Below are 13,922 nucleotides of genomic sequence, written 5' to 3'. Positions count from 1 at the left end.
TTATTTTTTTGCTTCCACATTACCGCCAATATCATATATCACACCCTCCTTTATATCTTCTTTATTTAAAATCAACTCATCATAAGCACCCCATTTGGAAACAGATAGCTGATGCTTTACTGCCTTAGCGGACAGGTAAACCCCTTGTGCTCCACCCCTTAGGTAATGAATATTATAAGTCATCTCGTTTTTGACATCCCAGCTTTTTACAATTAGCTGAGCTGGAATGCTGTCATATATTACATCGCCCACACGTATAATAGGCCTCACCAATATTTGCTTATCCATTTCTGAATCGGGTTGTCCGGGGCGATGGCCGAAACTTCCGTCAGCATATCCAAAGCTTTGAGGTGTATCTGAAGCAATAACGGAAATAACCTGCAATGTGATCAGCTTTTCGGCCTGGTCGTCGAGTACCATTGTTATACTTAAGGGCTTGTTGACGAACGCTGCTTTGACAGAACCTGTGACAGGTGTGGCAAACAGTGCGCTGCCGTTTTGATTTTTAATGATCACTCCTTTAATCTTGTAGGAGCCTTTGGGTAAGTTGATAGCAGCAGTTCGGTACTGTTGGTCGTAAACCAGCCTGGCTGATATATGAGTAACCTGCCCGCCCGTTGCTGGCTCAACAGCTACTGTTACGGTGAGCCCCTCAGGCGTATTTTGATAGTTGGGCAGTGTTTCAAAAGCTACCTGGAAACTTCGTTGGTTATTCGTATCCGTTGGCAAAGGAGTACCGGGACCAGGCTGGATTATGGTAGTCTTCTTGCAAGACATCAATAGCAGGCAGCAATAAATAAATGCTGAAAAAATGTTATAAGGGTTCATATTGTTTGTTTTAGGCATGGCACCGCCCTTACGGCTTGCCGTTTCATTTTTTTATTGTTAAATATTAGAGGATGCGGTCTTTGAGCGCTTTGGCTACTGCTGCACTTTTGGAATTGACCTGCAGTTTTTCATATATATTACGAATATGCGTGCGAACAGTGTCGATAGAGATCTTCAGGGAAGCAGCCACCATTTTATAGCTGTTGCCATCTACCAACGATTGTAATACCTCTTTTTCTTTTTCAGATAAGCCATAGTTTTGCGTGGCAGGTGACATGCCAGCAAACATTTGAAGTACCTGTGTGGCGATAGATGAGTTCATGGGGGCGCCACCTTCAAAAACATCTTTGATGGCATTGATGATAGCAGCGGGGGCCGACTTCTTTAATACATACCCGTTGGCCCCAAAACGAATGGCGTCATAAATATTTTTATTATTGTCGAAAACAGTCAGCATAATAATTTTAATGCTGTCATTTTTCTGCCTGATCATACGGACTCCTTCAATACCTGTAGTATTAGGCATGTCAATATCCATCAAAATAACATCGGGATGCAGCATGCTGATATCAGTTGTGGCAGTTTCGCAGTTATTAAAACTACCCACTATCTCGAAGTCTCCTGATCCGTCAAGTAATAACGCTATCGCCTCTCTGAACTGGTTGGAATCGTCGTATAATAATACTTTTATCATAAGAGTTAGCTCAAGTGTTTTTTAGTTGAATCAATGACGCGTGAACAATAAAAGATAACCGGTTGAAGCGGTCGCTCCTGGTTGTGAAAAACAGTTAGCATACGACGGGTAATCTCTTCGCCGCTTTTCGTGGAACCCTCTGCAATAGATTTGCCGGTTTCTGAAATGCCGAGCAATATAAATATACCTAGTAGCACCCGAAGTATGGAATAGAGTTTCTGATTCATCGTTTTAATTTCTTTGTTAGAGCTTAACCCATATTGGTTGGGTTTGGTAATGCAAATATCTCTCACCATCCGGTTACTTCAAACGCATATTTATGCGATGGGCATCAGCAGGTTTATTGAGGTGCCTTTACCCACCTGGGAGTTGATCGATAATTTCCCTTTCAGCATAGCAGCTCTTTTTCCATATTCTTTAAACCATTGCCTCTTACTGCCGACTCTGGGTGTGCGATCTCAAAACCTGCGCCATTATCCTCAATAGTTAACAACAGGTTATTACCCTTCCGGTTAAAGCTTAAAAGCACATGGGTAGCCCTCGCATATTTTACAATATTATTAATGGCCTCTTTAAAAATGAGAAATATTTCGCGCCTGGCATCCATAGATAGGTGTAGCTCCATAACAGATGGGCTAACGTCGAAATGATAGTCAATTTGCTGAGGCTCTAATACATTGCCCGCTGTTTCTTTCATACGTGCCACAATTTTGCAATATTGTCATTAATAGGATTGATGCTCCATACAATATCATCCATCGCCTCCATCATTTGTGAGGTGCTGGAGCTGATGGTATTCATATAGGCTTTGCTTTTAGCTTCGTCCAGTGATTGCTGTTGCAGGGCCATATTACTAAGGATATTAATGGTGCTGAGTGTTGACCCCATATCGTCGTGAAGATCTCTTGCCAGCCGGCTTCTTACTTTTTCAACATGAAGCAGTTTTTGCAGTCTTAACCGGTGAAGGTAAAATAGTATTGACGCAATGACCAGGCCGATCAGCATATAGAACCAGGCAGTTTTCCAGAAGGGGGAGCTATGTAAATGCGCAACGAAGTGGTGGCAGGAGAATACTGTCCCAGTTCATTTTTGGCTCTCACCAAAAAACGATAATGCCCGTTGGGGAGAAAGTTATAATTGATTGCAGTTGGTGTTGAAAGAGAGATCCAATCATCGTTTAGTCCTTCCAGTTTGTACTCGCAGCAGCTGCCTTTTTGCATAAAGTTGATGGCGGCAAACTCAATGCTGAAAATTCTGTGCTCATAGGGCACTGCGATACCTCCGGGCAAGGATAAAGAATCTTCAGGGAGATATCGACCATTTAATTGAAAGCCTGTGATACTTACCCTGGGAGGAGCCATTGAATTATTATACTCTGCCGGGTTAAATATCACCAGGTGTTGATTGCCTCCGAAAGCCAACCAGCCCGATCGCAATTGAATGCTGCGTTCGGGCACATAGCTATTGTTGTGAATAGTGATCAGCTCATCTTGCTGCGTAAATTTAGTAATGGTCCTGGTAGCTGTATTCAGTTTAAAAATGCCGTTACTGCCTCCCAGCCAGCAATTGTTGTACAAGTCTTTTTGTAAGGTAAAAATACTGCCGGATGGAGTTGTACCGGCGAACCAGTTATAGTTGACACGAAAATTTTGCGGATTCAGGCTGCCCGCTTTTTCTCCCGAGATCAGGCATAGCGTATCATTCACAGGTAATACCTCCCTGGCATTGGCTATAAACCCCGGTAGTCCTTTATCAACCGTCAGCGATTGGATCAATTTTCCTGTATGTATGTCAACGATGCAAATACCCCTGTTAATTACAGTAATCCATAACTGGCGATCATTTAAAAAGCCCATCCTCGTAATGAGGCCGTTCAGGGAAAGTATTTCTTTAAAAGAATTATTGTGAACGGGCTCCGGGGAAGGTGCGTGTTTGAATAATCTGCCATCCTGAAGTCCTATCCACAATTTGCCCTGGTTGTCTTTTACAATCTGCCGTATGGCGCTACCATTAAATATTGGGGGCTGATGCAATACGGCCCTTTGGGTTTGAAGATGGTATTGCACCAGGCTTCCCTCATTGCAGCCAATCCATATTTGATTACGGGTGTCGCCACAAATCGTCCATATATACCTGGTGTTGCTGCCCAGGTTGTTGATTTTTTCAAGTGGTGTTACGCGCGGGCCATTTTTACTCTTGTTTAAAACCAAAATACCTTTTCCCCAGGTGCCGATCCATAAATCTTCATTACTGTCTTCAAACAAACTGCTGATGGAAGCCCTTGCTTTTTCCTGGCTAAAAATGATATGAATATTGTTGCGCACACGGCTTGTGTAATACAAGCCGTTATCGGTAGCTACCCATAAAGTGCCATCATCGCTTTGAAAAACATCTTCGACCGAGTTGAATTGTATACCGTAAGGGTGGGTTACAGGAGCTCTGAACTCTTTAAAAGACTGTTGGTCCCAGGCTCTGAAACAATTTAACCCATACAAGGCGGGAGTAGAATCTTTCAGCTGTTTAAAGCCGTACACTTCAAAGTAGCCGTTGCTGCCAATATTGTGTAAGCCAGTGGCTTCCGTGGTGAATCTATTTTGATCTCCATTGTAGCAAAGAAAGCCGGCGCTGGAGTTGCTACCGGTTTGTATCCAATACCGGTTTTGCGTGTCAATAAACAAACTTGCCACTGGTATATGCGGTGGCATGCTTTTGATTAGGAGATCGCTTTGGGTATTTGCAGCATGATTGTAGTATTTCCGGGTTGCCTGGTCCCAGTAGCCAAAGTCATTGCGGGAAACTACCCAGTACCGCTTTTTCCGGCGGTCTTCCACAATATCCATAACCTGCAGGTTGGCCGGTAGTACAAATGGATTGTTAGCCTTTGAGAAGCTGCTGCTGCTGTCGTTAAAGTACTGACAATTTTTGCCGGTAAGCAGCAGGAAGATATTGCCTGAAGCATCTTTTTTGAGCCATATTTTCGAGTTATTATATACTTCACCGCTGCCTTCATAGTTTACAGGAGTGATTTGCGATGTTTGGGCGTCAAGGGTCCATAGCCGGGTGCCGGACCGAATCAACAGCCTGCCATCTTTTTAAGCAGCACCTGGTCTGCCCGTTCATTCCATACGGTTCTGAAATGGGTGCCATCATATCGCTGTAAGCCGTTCTCGGTCCCCAGCCATATATAACCCCTGGGATCCTGAGTTACCGTAAGTACGTTGTTGGACAATAGCCCATCGGTTATTGATAGACGATTAAAAGTATAGCTTTGCGAATACAGCGGGGTGTATAAAGCAATTAGTAAAGTGAGCGACAGCAGCAGCCGGAGGACCATGGCACTAAGGTAAACCAAAATCTAAAATTGATATCGCATAAACATGCGACAGAGCAGTCTCTCCACGAAAAAGCCGCTTGTGAAATACATAGCGGCTTCTGAGTTTTCAGGGATAAGTTGTTATATTAGTTGATATGTTTTTAGTTATGATGCATGCCTTTCATTTTACCTTTCCATCTTTTCATAGCATCACCGGTAATGCTGAAACCCATACTTAAGCCTACGTTACGATGGGTAAATGAGGGCAGGTTGGTTGCCTCGTATTTATTTTCCACAAGGCCATGGTAGTAATTGATATCATGGTTGATCAGAAAGCCATCCGCAACTCTTACACTAAAACCCAGCGAAGCGTTCGCTCCGGCATCTATTTTAGTGCTCATTATTTTTGTTGTTTTAGCTCCGGCAAATGCATCCTCCTCGTTGATTAAGTAAGTTTTTCCACCTACTAAAAATCCTACTGATCCGCCTAGGCCTAGTCGGGGTCTTACCCTGCTGGCAGGGTCGCCAAAAGTAAACATCGCTCCTAATGGAATGCGCACATAGTTCATACGTTGCTCGGCTTTACCTTCGTTAGAGCCATCTGAGATCTTGAACCTGCCACCTTCTGTGCTAAAAAAGGTACCCAGGCCAATACCTATGTTGTCACTAAAATTATAAAAAGCGGCACGGCCAAATTGAACGGTTGGGTGAAAGGCGTATTTCATGTCATCGCTGGTCCGGTTGCCAACTGTCCAGCTATGTCCGATCATTACTTTGTCGCTAACCGCCCAGCCTTGTTGTGCCTGGCTTACGACGGATATACTTAAAAATAGGGCTGTGATAGAATAAAATTTCATAAAATAAGGTTTAAGGGTTTAAGATTTAATAAAATTCTAACAAAACCATGCCAAAAATCATAAAATTCAACTGGTGAAAACCATCGTCTTTTTGCAAATGCTGCTTTACTCTTTTGCCTCCTCATAATAGTTTAGTATTTTAGCAAACTTTTTAAAAACTGATATTGCAGATGATCACAATTACTTTACCTGATGGAGCCCAAAAAGAGTTTGAATCAGGTGTTACTGCGCTGGATGTAGCCAAATCTATTTCCGAGGGCCTGGCAAGAAATGTTTTAGCAGCCGAGGTCAATGGTGTGGTAGTAGATGCTTTTAAGCCTATTGACACAGATGCCAGCTTAAAACTGCTTACATGGACCAACGATGAGGGGAAATCCACCTTCTGGCATTCGTCTGCTCACTTAATGGCAGAAGCTATACAGGAATTATTCCCGGATACTAAATTCGCTATCGGCCCTCCCATCGAAAGAGGATTTTACTATGATATTGACCTGGGTGATATAAAGATAACGGAAGAAGACCTGGTAAAGATTGAAAAGCTGATGAAGGAAAAGGCTTCTAAAAAATCCAGGTTCGAGCGCAAAGCGGTTTCAAAAGCTGACGCGATCACTTATTTTACAGAAAAGCACGATCCCTATAAATTAGAGCTGATTGAAAATCTGCAGGACGGAAGCATCAGTTTTTATACACAGGGCGATTTTACCGACTTATGTCGCGGGCCGCATATTCCCAACACAGGTTTTATTAAGGCCATCAAGCTGACCAATATAGCAGGTGCTTACTGGCGTGGAGATGAAAAGAACAAAATGCTCACCAGGATCTATGGCGTTACATTCCCTTCCAATAAAGAGCTAGAGGAATATAATATCATGATGGAAGAGGCTAAAAAGCGCGATCACAGGAAAATAGGAAAGGAACTGGAGCTGTTTACTTTCTCTGAGAAAGTAGGACAGGGTTTGCCCATGTGGTTGCCTAAAGGAGCCATGCTGCGCCAGCGCCTGGAGAATTTTTGCAAAAGGCTCAATTGGAAGTAGGGTATCTGCCGGTAATTACGCCGCATATTGGCAACATTAATTTATACAAAACTTCCGGGCACTACGAAAAGTATGGCGCAGATAGTTTTCAGGCGATAAAGACTCCTCATGAAGGTGAAGAGTTTTTCTTAAAGCCGATGAATTGCCCGCATCACTGTGAAATTTATAAAACCTCACCTAAATCATATAAAGATTTACCGGTTCGCTATGCAGAATTTGGTACGGTGTATCGCTATGAGCAGGCCGGAGAGTTGCATGGTTTAACCCGTGTGCGTGGCTTTACGCAGGACGATGCGCATTTGTTTTGCCGTCCCGATCAGGTACTGGAGGAGTTTAAGAAAGTAATAGACCTGGTATTATATGTGTTTAATGCATTGGGTTTCAAAGACTATACGGCACAGATTTCATTGCGCGATAAAGAAAACAAGACCAAGTATATTGGCTCTGACGAAAACTGGGAGATAGCAGAAGATGCTATTCGCCAGGCGGCTTCGGAGAAAGGATTAACTACCGTGGAGGTAAGAGGGGAAGCGGCATTCTACGGCCCTAAGCTCGACTTTATGGTAAAAGACGCGTTAGGCAGAAGCTGGCAGCTAGGTACCGTGCAGGTAGATTACAATCTTCCCGAACGTTTTGAACTTGAATATACGGATAGCGATAATACCAAGAAACGCCCTGTAATGATCCATCGCGCACCTTTTGGTAGCATGGAGCGTTTTGTGGCCGTTTTATTGGAACATTGTGCAGGAAGACTGCCGCTATGGCTGGTACCAACGCAGGTGAAAATTTTACCTATTTCTGACAAGTATCAGGAATACGCTGCACAGGTGCTCAACGCGCTGAAAAAGCGGAGATCAGGGCGGAGATAGACGAACGGCAGGAAAAAATTGGTAAGAAGATAAGAGATACTGAACTGCAAAAAATCCCTATATGCTGGTGCTGGGTGAAAAAGAGATGAACGAAGGCATTGTGTCGGTACGCAAACATGGTACCGGTGATGAAGGGGCTAAAACGGTAGAAGAATTTACCGCAACCCTGCAACAGGAAATAAAAGAAAAGACTGACCAATAAGTAACAGACAGCCCGGGGTTAGTGTACTCCGGGTTATTTTTTTGTTACGATTTAAACGATTGTTTAATTTTTTTAAAGCAGCGCAATCTTTGAAAATAAAGAGCGTCTAAACTTTCTCCGCTGCTAAAACATTGCCTGCCTGCGAAAAAAAAGTGTTTAATGCAGATCAGTTTATTAAACAATCCACTCGATCTGTTGTTGTTTTTAGTTTTTTATTGAAGACTTTATTCAATAAAACGTTGGATAAATAATATTATATGACTTTTTGTTTTGAGAAATGGAAACACCGGATCGGTTTAACAATAACCGGCCTCTCCTGTTTATTCGGTGTTCATTTAAATGCGCAGTCGCAAACCAGCGATAGCACACTACAACAGGCAACCCTGGCAGGTATTATCGATTATGCGTTAACCCACCAGCCAGGCGTTAAGCAGGCTGAGATCAACCAGGAAATTACTGATCTGCAGATAAAAAATCGTTTGGCAGACTGGTATCCACAGGTGAATTTCAACTACAATTACCAGCGTAACTTTCAATTGCCGGTTAATATCATCGGTGGTAACCAGGTTCGTTTCGGGGTATTTAACACCTCGGCATTACAGTTTACAGCTACGCAGAATATCTTTAACCGCGACGCACTGTTAGCAAGCCGCACAAAAGAAGATGTAAGACTGGTGGCTTCCAAACAAACGGAAAATGCCAGGATCAACCTGGTAGCCAGTGTTTCCAAGAATTTTTATGACCTGCTGGCCACCGATCAGCAGCGTAAGATCACGGAAGAGAACATTGCAATGTTGTCACGCAGTCTCAAAGATGCCAAAGCCCGGTTTGATGCAGGAGTGACGGATAAGACAGATTATCAACGTGCTACAATTGCTTTAAACAACGCTACGGCTTCTAAAAAAGAGATTGAGGAAGCGCTTAATGCTAAAGTTGCCAATCTTAAATTCCTGATCAATTACCCGAGCGAAAAAGAACTGTCTTTGTTATACGACAGCGCCACTTTAGAGAAGGAAATATTTTTGATACACTACAGGCTCCGGCTTACACCCGCAGGGTTGAATATCAGCAGTTGCAGGCCCAGCTTAGGTTGCAGGAAGCTAATGTGCGTTATAATAAGTGGAGCTATATACCTACGGTATCGGCCAATGCTGCTTATCTCCGCAACTTCTTAAATGATGATTTTGCAAAACTGTTTAACCAAAGCTTTCCGAACTCTTATGCGGCCATTACTTTAGGTTTTCCCATTTTCCAGGGTGGAAAGAGAAAACATAATATCACGATCGCAGAGCGCCAGGTGGAGCAAACCCGGTTAGATCTTGTTGACTTCACCAACCAGGCCAGCAGCGAATACAAAACTGCCATGGCACAGTATCGTGCCAGTATGGCGAATTACCAGGCCTTGAAAGAAAATATGGAGCTGGCCAGGGAAGTGCAACGTATTATAGAACTGCAGTACAGGGAGGGTATTAAAACCTACCTCGAACTCATAACGGCGCAAACAGACCTGCGTGCATCGCAGATCAGTTATTTCAATGCCGTTTATGGTTTGCTGAGCAGCAAAATAGATGTGCAAAGAGCAGAAGGATCCATCCAACCCAAATAAAACTTAAACTAAACGAAATCCCTTAAGTATGACCAGGTTTTCAATATATATGTTTTTAATGCTCGCAGTAGTAGCATGTAAAAGCAAGCAACAGGCTCCGCCACCGGCAAATGCTCCGGTTCCGGTGGTAGTGGTAAAAGTTACCGAAAGCGGCAACGCATCTTATTATGACGAGTATCCGGCAACGCTGGTTCCTTTGAATCAGTCAGAAATAAGGCCACAGGTAACGGGATATATTACCGGCATCCATTTTAAAGATGGAGCTAAAGTGTCAAAAGGTCAAAAGCTGTATACAATCGATCAGCAAACCTACCAGGCCAACTACCAGGCGGCCCTGGCGCAGGTAGCGGTACAGGAAACCAACTTGGTAAAGGCGCAGAAAGATGCAGAAAGATATCATGCATTGGATAAGCAGGATGCAATAGCCAAACAACAGGTAGATTATGCTGATGCGGCTTTAGCTGCGGCACAAAAGCAGGTGGCTGCGGCCAAAGCACAGGCCAATGCAGTAAGAGCTAATGTAAGCTTTGCCACCATCTATGCTCCGTTTAGCGGTACCATCGGTATCTCGCAGGTGCGTTTGGGAACTTCAGTAGTTGCTGGTCAATCGATATTAAACACCGTATCCACGGATAACCCGATGGCTGTAGATTTTGTAATTGATCAGAAAGAGATTTACCGGTTTTCCAAACTACAGGGTGAAAAAATCTGGTTGATTCTACTTTCTCCCTGGCATTTGCCAGCGATGTATACCCGCAGCATGGTAAAATACAAATCATCGACCGTGCGGTAGACCCTCAGACTGGTGCTATAAAAGTGAGGCTGGTATTCCCTAATGATAATCAAATGCTGAAAGCCGGAATGAGCGGTACCGTGCGTGTTTTAAATGCTGCGCCTTCCCGTTCTACTTTAGCGCCTTACAAAGCGGTAGTGGAACAATTGGGCGAATTCTTTGTGTATGTGGTGGGAGACAGCAGCAAAGTATCTCAACGTAAGGTAACGCTGGGTACCCAGATAGGTCCGAATGTTTTAATTAAAGAAGGGTTACAACCAGGCGAATCGATTGTAGTAGAAGGTGTGTGAGAACCTGAGAGAAGGATCGGCTATTACAGCTGATACCGCCAAAGCAAAAAAATAAGTTGATAGTTGACAGGAAACAGCCTGAGACCCCGATCTCTTCTTTTACCTGTTGTTCAAAATAGTATTCAATGATCGCAGACGTATTTATAAAAAGACCGGTAACAGCCATAGTGGTATCGATCGTAATTGTGTTGGTGGGTATTATATCGATGCTTACCCTGCCTGTTGCCCAGTATCCCGATATCTCTCCCCCCACGGTGCAGATATCCGGTAACTTCACCGGTGCTGATGCACAAACTGTAGAGCAAACGACTACTACTGCCATGGAAACCCAGATCAATGGTACTCCTGGTATGACTTACATGACGAGTAACAGTACAAGTAGTGGTCAGAGTAGTATCACCGTAAACTTCCAGGTAGGTACCGATATCAATATCGCTACGCTGGATGTGCAGAACAGGGTGAGTGTGGCAGAACCTACTTTGCCGGATGCGGTAAAAGACTGGGTCTTACTGTTCGTAAGCGTAATCCCAGTATTATGATGGCCCTGGCCTTCTATTCTCTAATGGAACACACGATGCTACTTTTATTGGTAACTATGTGAACCTTTATGTAAAAGATGCCCTTGCCCGGGTAAAGGGTGTGGGTGATATCTTTTCCAGGGCAGATGATTTTAGTATGCGCGTGTGGCTGAATCCGTCAAAAATGGCGGCATTAAGTGTTACGCCTGCAGAAGTAAACGCTGCTTTACAGGAGCAAAACCTGCAGGCCGCTGCCGGTACCGTTGGCGGTAACCCACAGAGTGGCGAGCAGGTTTTCGAGTATAGTTTATTAACCAATAGCCGCATTAATACACCAGAGCAATTTGAACATATTATCGTACGTACAAGGCCCACAGATGGAACGGTAGTTTACCTCAAAGACGTGGCTAAAGTACAACTGGGTAAATTTGATTATACGGCTAATGCCTTTGTGAGCGGTAAACCGGCTGCCTTTCTTCTGATATACCAGGCTCCGGGCGCTAACGCATTAGATACTTATAGGGGTATCAACGAAGCGTTGGACAGGTTGCGTCCCACATTTCCCAAGGATATAGATTTTAAAGTGCCTTTAGAAACCGCTACGGTGGTTCAGGTGTCTATCAACGAGGTAATGCATACCCTGGTTGAAGCCCTTATACTGGTGGTATTGGTGGTGTACCTGTTCCTGCAGAACTGGCGCGCTACACTGATCCCGGTACTGGCCATTCCGGTATCGTTGATCGGAACCTTTATATTCTTCAACCTGCTGGGCTTTACGATCAATACCCTTACCCTCTTCGCCTTCGTATTGGCGATCGGTATTGTGGTGGATGATGCCATCGTGGTGGTGGAAGCAATTCAACATAATATAGACAGCAGAGGTATGTCGCCTAAAGATGCGACCATTAAGGCCATGAAGGAGATATCTGCTCCGGTAATTGCTATCGCATTGATATTAGCGGCGGTATTTATACCCGTAGGTTTTATACCGGGCATTGTGGGGCGGTTGTACCAGCAATTCGCGATTACCATTGCGGTATCTGTACTATTGTCTGCCTTTGTTGCCTTGTCGCTTACTCCCGCATTGAGTATGTTAATGCTGAAGCCTACAGCGGCTCCCGGCACAAGGAAGAAGAACCTGTTAGATCGTTTCTTCGATCGGTTTAACAACTGGTTTAATAAAGTTACCTTGGGTTATACAAGAAGCGTGGGCAAGTGGATCCGCAAAACGCCTTATGTGGTAACGCTTTTAATAATAGTGATTGCCGCGATGATCTTCCTGTTCAAAACAAAATCAACCGGCTTTATCCCAACAGAGGACGAAGGGCGTATGTTTGTTACTTACGAACTGCCTGAAGGAACCAGTACTACGCGTAGTATTAATATGATCAAAGATATTATGACACGTGTGGAAGCCTTACCCGAAGTTGATGTGGTGGGTGGATTGGCAGGTTTGAACATCATCAGCTTTAGTAATAAATCGAATGTAGGTACTATGTTCGTTAAGCTGAAAAAATGGGATGACCGTAAAGGAAGCGAGCATGATGTTAATGCCGTGATTGGTAAAATAATAGGGTCTACCAAAGATATTAAAGAGGCCCGTGTAATGCCTATTGCACCACCGGCGATACCTGGTCTGGGCCAGACTGCAGGCTTTACGTTCCAGTTACAGCAAACCGGTTCAACCGATGATGTAAATAAATTTGAAACGGTAGCCAATAAGTTTTGCAAACGGTAAACGCGCAGCCTGCTATAGGAAGGGCCTATACCTTCTTTAATGCCCGTACCCCGAGTTACCAGGTAGATGTTGATAAAGAACTGGCAAAGAAAATGGGAGTTAATGTAGCAGAGGTGTATACCACCTTGTCTAATTTCCTGGGAAGTAGCTATGTAAATGACTTTAATGTTTACGGGCGTAATTTCCGTGTAATGACACAGGCTGAATACAATTATCGTGGTTCGATTGATAATTTAAAAGATTATTATGTACGTAATAGCCTGGGAAGTATGGTGCCTTTGAATATGCTGGTTACCACCAAACTGATCGAAGCGCCCGCGGTAGTATCTCACTATAATATTTACCGTTCGGTAGAGATCAATGGTTCGCCCAAAGATGGGTTTAGCAGTGGTGAAGCTATCGAAGCTTTAAAGGAAGCTGCAAAAACGCTACCTGCGGGTTATGGATACGAGTTTTCCGGAATGAGCCGGGAAGAAATTGCAGCAGGAGATCAGCAAACGACCATCTTCGCTATTTCTATTGTGTTTGTATTCCTGTTCCTGGCAGCTTTGTACGAAAGCTGGTCGGTGCCATTCTCGGTATTACTGGCAGTGCCTATTGGGGCTTTCGGCTCAATACTGGCTTTAACCTTATTGCCGAAACTGTCCAACAACGTATACGCACAGATCGGTTTGATTACCCTGATCGGTTTGGCCGCCAAGAATGCCATATTAATTGTGGAGTTTGCCAAAGAGCGGGTGGATAAGGGTATGGATGTGGTGCAGGCTACTTTGCAGTCGGTAAGATTGCGTCTGCGCCCGATCATCATGACTTCGCTGGCCTTTATACTGGGTGTAGTGCCTTTGATGATTGCTACAGGCGCTGCTTCGGTAAGCCGTCGTACCATCGGCTGGACGGTTTTCGGAGGAATGCTTGCAGCGACCTCTTTAGCCATTTTTATTGTGCCGGTGCTGTACGTATTAATTACTAAAATGGCGTACCGCAAAAAAGCAAAAACTGCCTGATAGTCAGGTTTAAATAAAAGGGAATAGCCGGAGACTGAAGTTTTCGGCTATTTTATGTTGTACCCGTCTTTTTGGGCAATTTGGTAAGATAGTTGCTGATATGAATCTGTTAAAAATAAAATTGAAATACTAAGTTTAATTCCCATCTTTGTAAAAATTTTTTAACATGCCATTCC

Annotated in this window: 15 protein-coding genes and 2 pseudogenes; 9 read left to right on the top strand and 8 right to left on the bottom strand. The window is 43.9% G+C overall.

Features of this window, described 5'->3' with window-relative positions; translation table 11 throughout:
• From MKP07_RS00615 to MKP07_RS00580, 8 genes are all read right to left on the bottom strand, one after another.
• Entirely contained in the window at positions 1-828 is an 828-nt protein-coding gene (locus MKP07_RS00615; RefSeq protein WP_240844531.1) for a hypothetical protein, read from the bottom strand.
• A gap of 64 nt (positions 829-892) precedes the next feature.
• Positions 893-1,522 carry a response regulator transcription factor gene (locus MKP07_RS00610; protein ID WP_240844530.1) on the bottom strand — a complete coding sequence of 210 codons (630 nt, stop codon included), beginning with the start codon at positions 1,520-1,522 and terminating at the stop codon, positions 893-895.
• A 5-nt stretch (positions 1,523-1,527) separates the two neighbouring features.
• Positions 1,528-1,818, bottom strand: a complete 291-nt coding sequence (locus MKP07_RS00605; RefSeq protein ID WP_240844529.1) for a hypothetical protein — start codon at positions 1,816-1,818, stop codon at positions 1,528-1,530.
• Positions 1,819-1,910: 92 nt separating this feature from the next.
• The gene (locus tag MKP07_RS00600; RefSeq protein WP_240844528.1) at positions 1,911-2,219 is read right to left on the bottom strand and encodes a sensor histidine kinase; all 309 of its coding nucleotides are present in this window, start codon (positions 2,217-2,219) and stop codon (positions 1,911-1,913) included.
• Positions 2,216-2,527, bottom strand: a complete 312-nt coding sequence (locus MKP07_RS00595; protein WP_240844527.1) for a histidine kinase — start codon at positions 2,525-2,527, stop codon at positions 2,216-2,218. The genes MKP07_RS00600 and MKP07_RS00595 overlap by 4 nt, the downstream gene beginning before the upstream one ends.
• The gene (locus tag MKP07_RS00590; protein WP_240844526.1) at positions 2,521-4,599 is read right to left on the bottom strand and encodes a ligand-binding sensor domain-containing protein; all 2,079 of its coding nucleotides are present in this window, start codon (positions 4,597-4,599) and stop codon (positions 2,521-2,523) included. Before MKP07_RS00590 ends, MKP07_RS00595 begins: the two co-directional genes overlap by 7 nt.
• Positions 4,596-4,856, bottom strand: a complete 261-nt coding sequence (locus MKP07_RS00585; RefSeq protein WP_240844525.1) for a two-component regulator propeller domain-containing protein — start codon at positions 4,854-4,856, stop codon at positions 4,596-4,598. Before MKP07_RS00585 ends, MKP07_RS00590 begins: the two co-directional genes overlap by 4 nt.
• A gap of 140 nt (positions 4,857-4,996) precedes the next feature.
• Positions 4,997-5,692, bottom strand: a complete 696-nt coding sequence (locus MKP07_RS00580; RefSeq protein WP_240844524.1) for an outer membrane beta-barrel protein — start codon at positions 5,690-5,692, stop codon at positions 4,997-4,999.
• A gap of 170 nt (positions 5,693-5,862) precedes the next feature.
• Here MKP07_RS00580 and MKP07_RS00575 point away from each other — a divergent pair, with 170 nt between their 5' ends.
• The 9 genes and pseudogenes from MKP07_RS00575 to MKP07_RS40815 all read left to right on the top strand — a co-directional run bounded on the left by MKP07_RS00575 (position 5,863) and on the right by MKP07_RS40815 (position 13,746).
• Positions 5,863-6,726: a TGS domain-containing protein gene (locus MKP07_RS00575; protein WP_240844523.1), complete on the top strand. Its 864-nt coding sequence runs from the start codon at positions 5,863-5,865 to the stop codon at positions 6,724-6,726.
• Positions 6,717-7,595 (top strand): threonine--tRNA ligase, encoded by an 879-nt coding sequence (gene thrS, locus MKP07_RS00570; protein ID WP_240844522.1) that lies wholly within the window; start codon positions 6,717-6,719, stop codon positions 7,593-7,595. The genes MKP07_RS00575 and thrS overlap by 10 nt, the downstream gene beginning before the upstream one ends.
• Positions 7,541-7,797: pseudogene (locus MKP07_RS41885) on the top strand (His/Gly/Thr/Pro-type tRNA ligase C-terminal domain-containing protein). Before thrS ends, MKP07_RS41885 begins: the two are co-directional and overlap by 55 nt.
• Before the next feature lie 257 nt (positions 7,798-8,054).
• On the top strand, positions 8,055-8,972 hold the full coding sequence (locus MKP07_RS00560) for a TolC family protein (protein ID WP_240844520.1): 918 nt from the start codon (positions 8,055-8,057) through the stop codon (positions 8,970-8,972).
• Positions 8,870-9,403: a TolC family protein gene (locus MKP07_RS00555; protein ID WP_240844519.1), complete on the top strand. Its 534-nt coding sequence runs from the start codon at positions 8,870-8,872 to the stop codon at positions 9,401-9,403. The genes MKP07_RS00560 and MKP07_RS00555 overlap by 103 nt, the downstream gene beginning before the upstream one ends.
• A 28-nt stretch (positions 9,404-9,431) precedes the next feature.
• Entirely contained in the window at positions 9,432-10,196 is a 765-nt protein-coding gene (locus MKP07_RS00550; protein ID WP_262919092.1) for an efflux RND transporter periplasmic adaptor subunit, read from the top strand.
• A 23-nt stretch (positions 10,197-10,219) separates the two neighbouring features.
• On the top strand, positions 10,220-10,486 hold the full coding sequence (locus MKP07_RS37385; RefSeq protein WP_317235737.1) for an efflux RND transporter periplasmic adaptor subunit: 267 nt from the start codon (positions 10,220-10,222) through the stop codon (positions 10,484-10,486).
• A 125-nt stretch (positions 10,487-10,611) separates the two neighbouring features.
• Positions 10,612-11,025, top strand: a complete 414-nt coding sequence (locus tag MKP07_RS37380; protein ID WP_262919091.1) for an efflux RND transporter permease subunit — start codon at positions 10,612-10,614, stop codon at positions 11,023-11,025.
• Between the two features lie 58 nt (positions 11,026-11,083).
• Positions 11,084-13,746 (top strand): annotated as a pseudogene (locus MKP07_RS40815) (efflux RND transporter permease subunit).
• Positions 13,747-13,922 lie beyond the last annotated feature (176 nt).

This window comes from Paraniabella hibiscisoli, from assembly GCF_022512515.1.
Classification (GTDB): Bacteria; Bacteroidota; Bacteroidia; order Chitinophagales; family Chitinophagaceae; genus Niabella; species Niabella hibiscisoli.
This window is presented reverse-complemented; position numbering and strand designations above follow the sequence as displayed.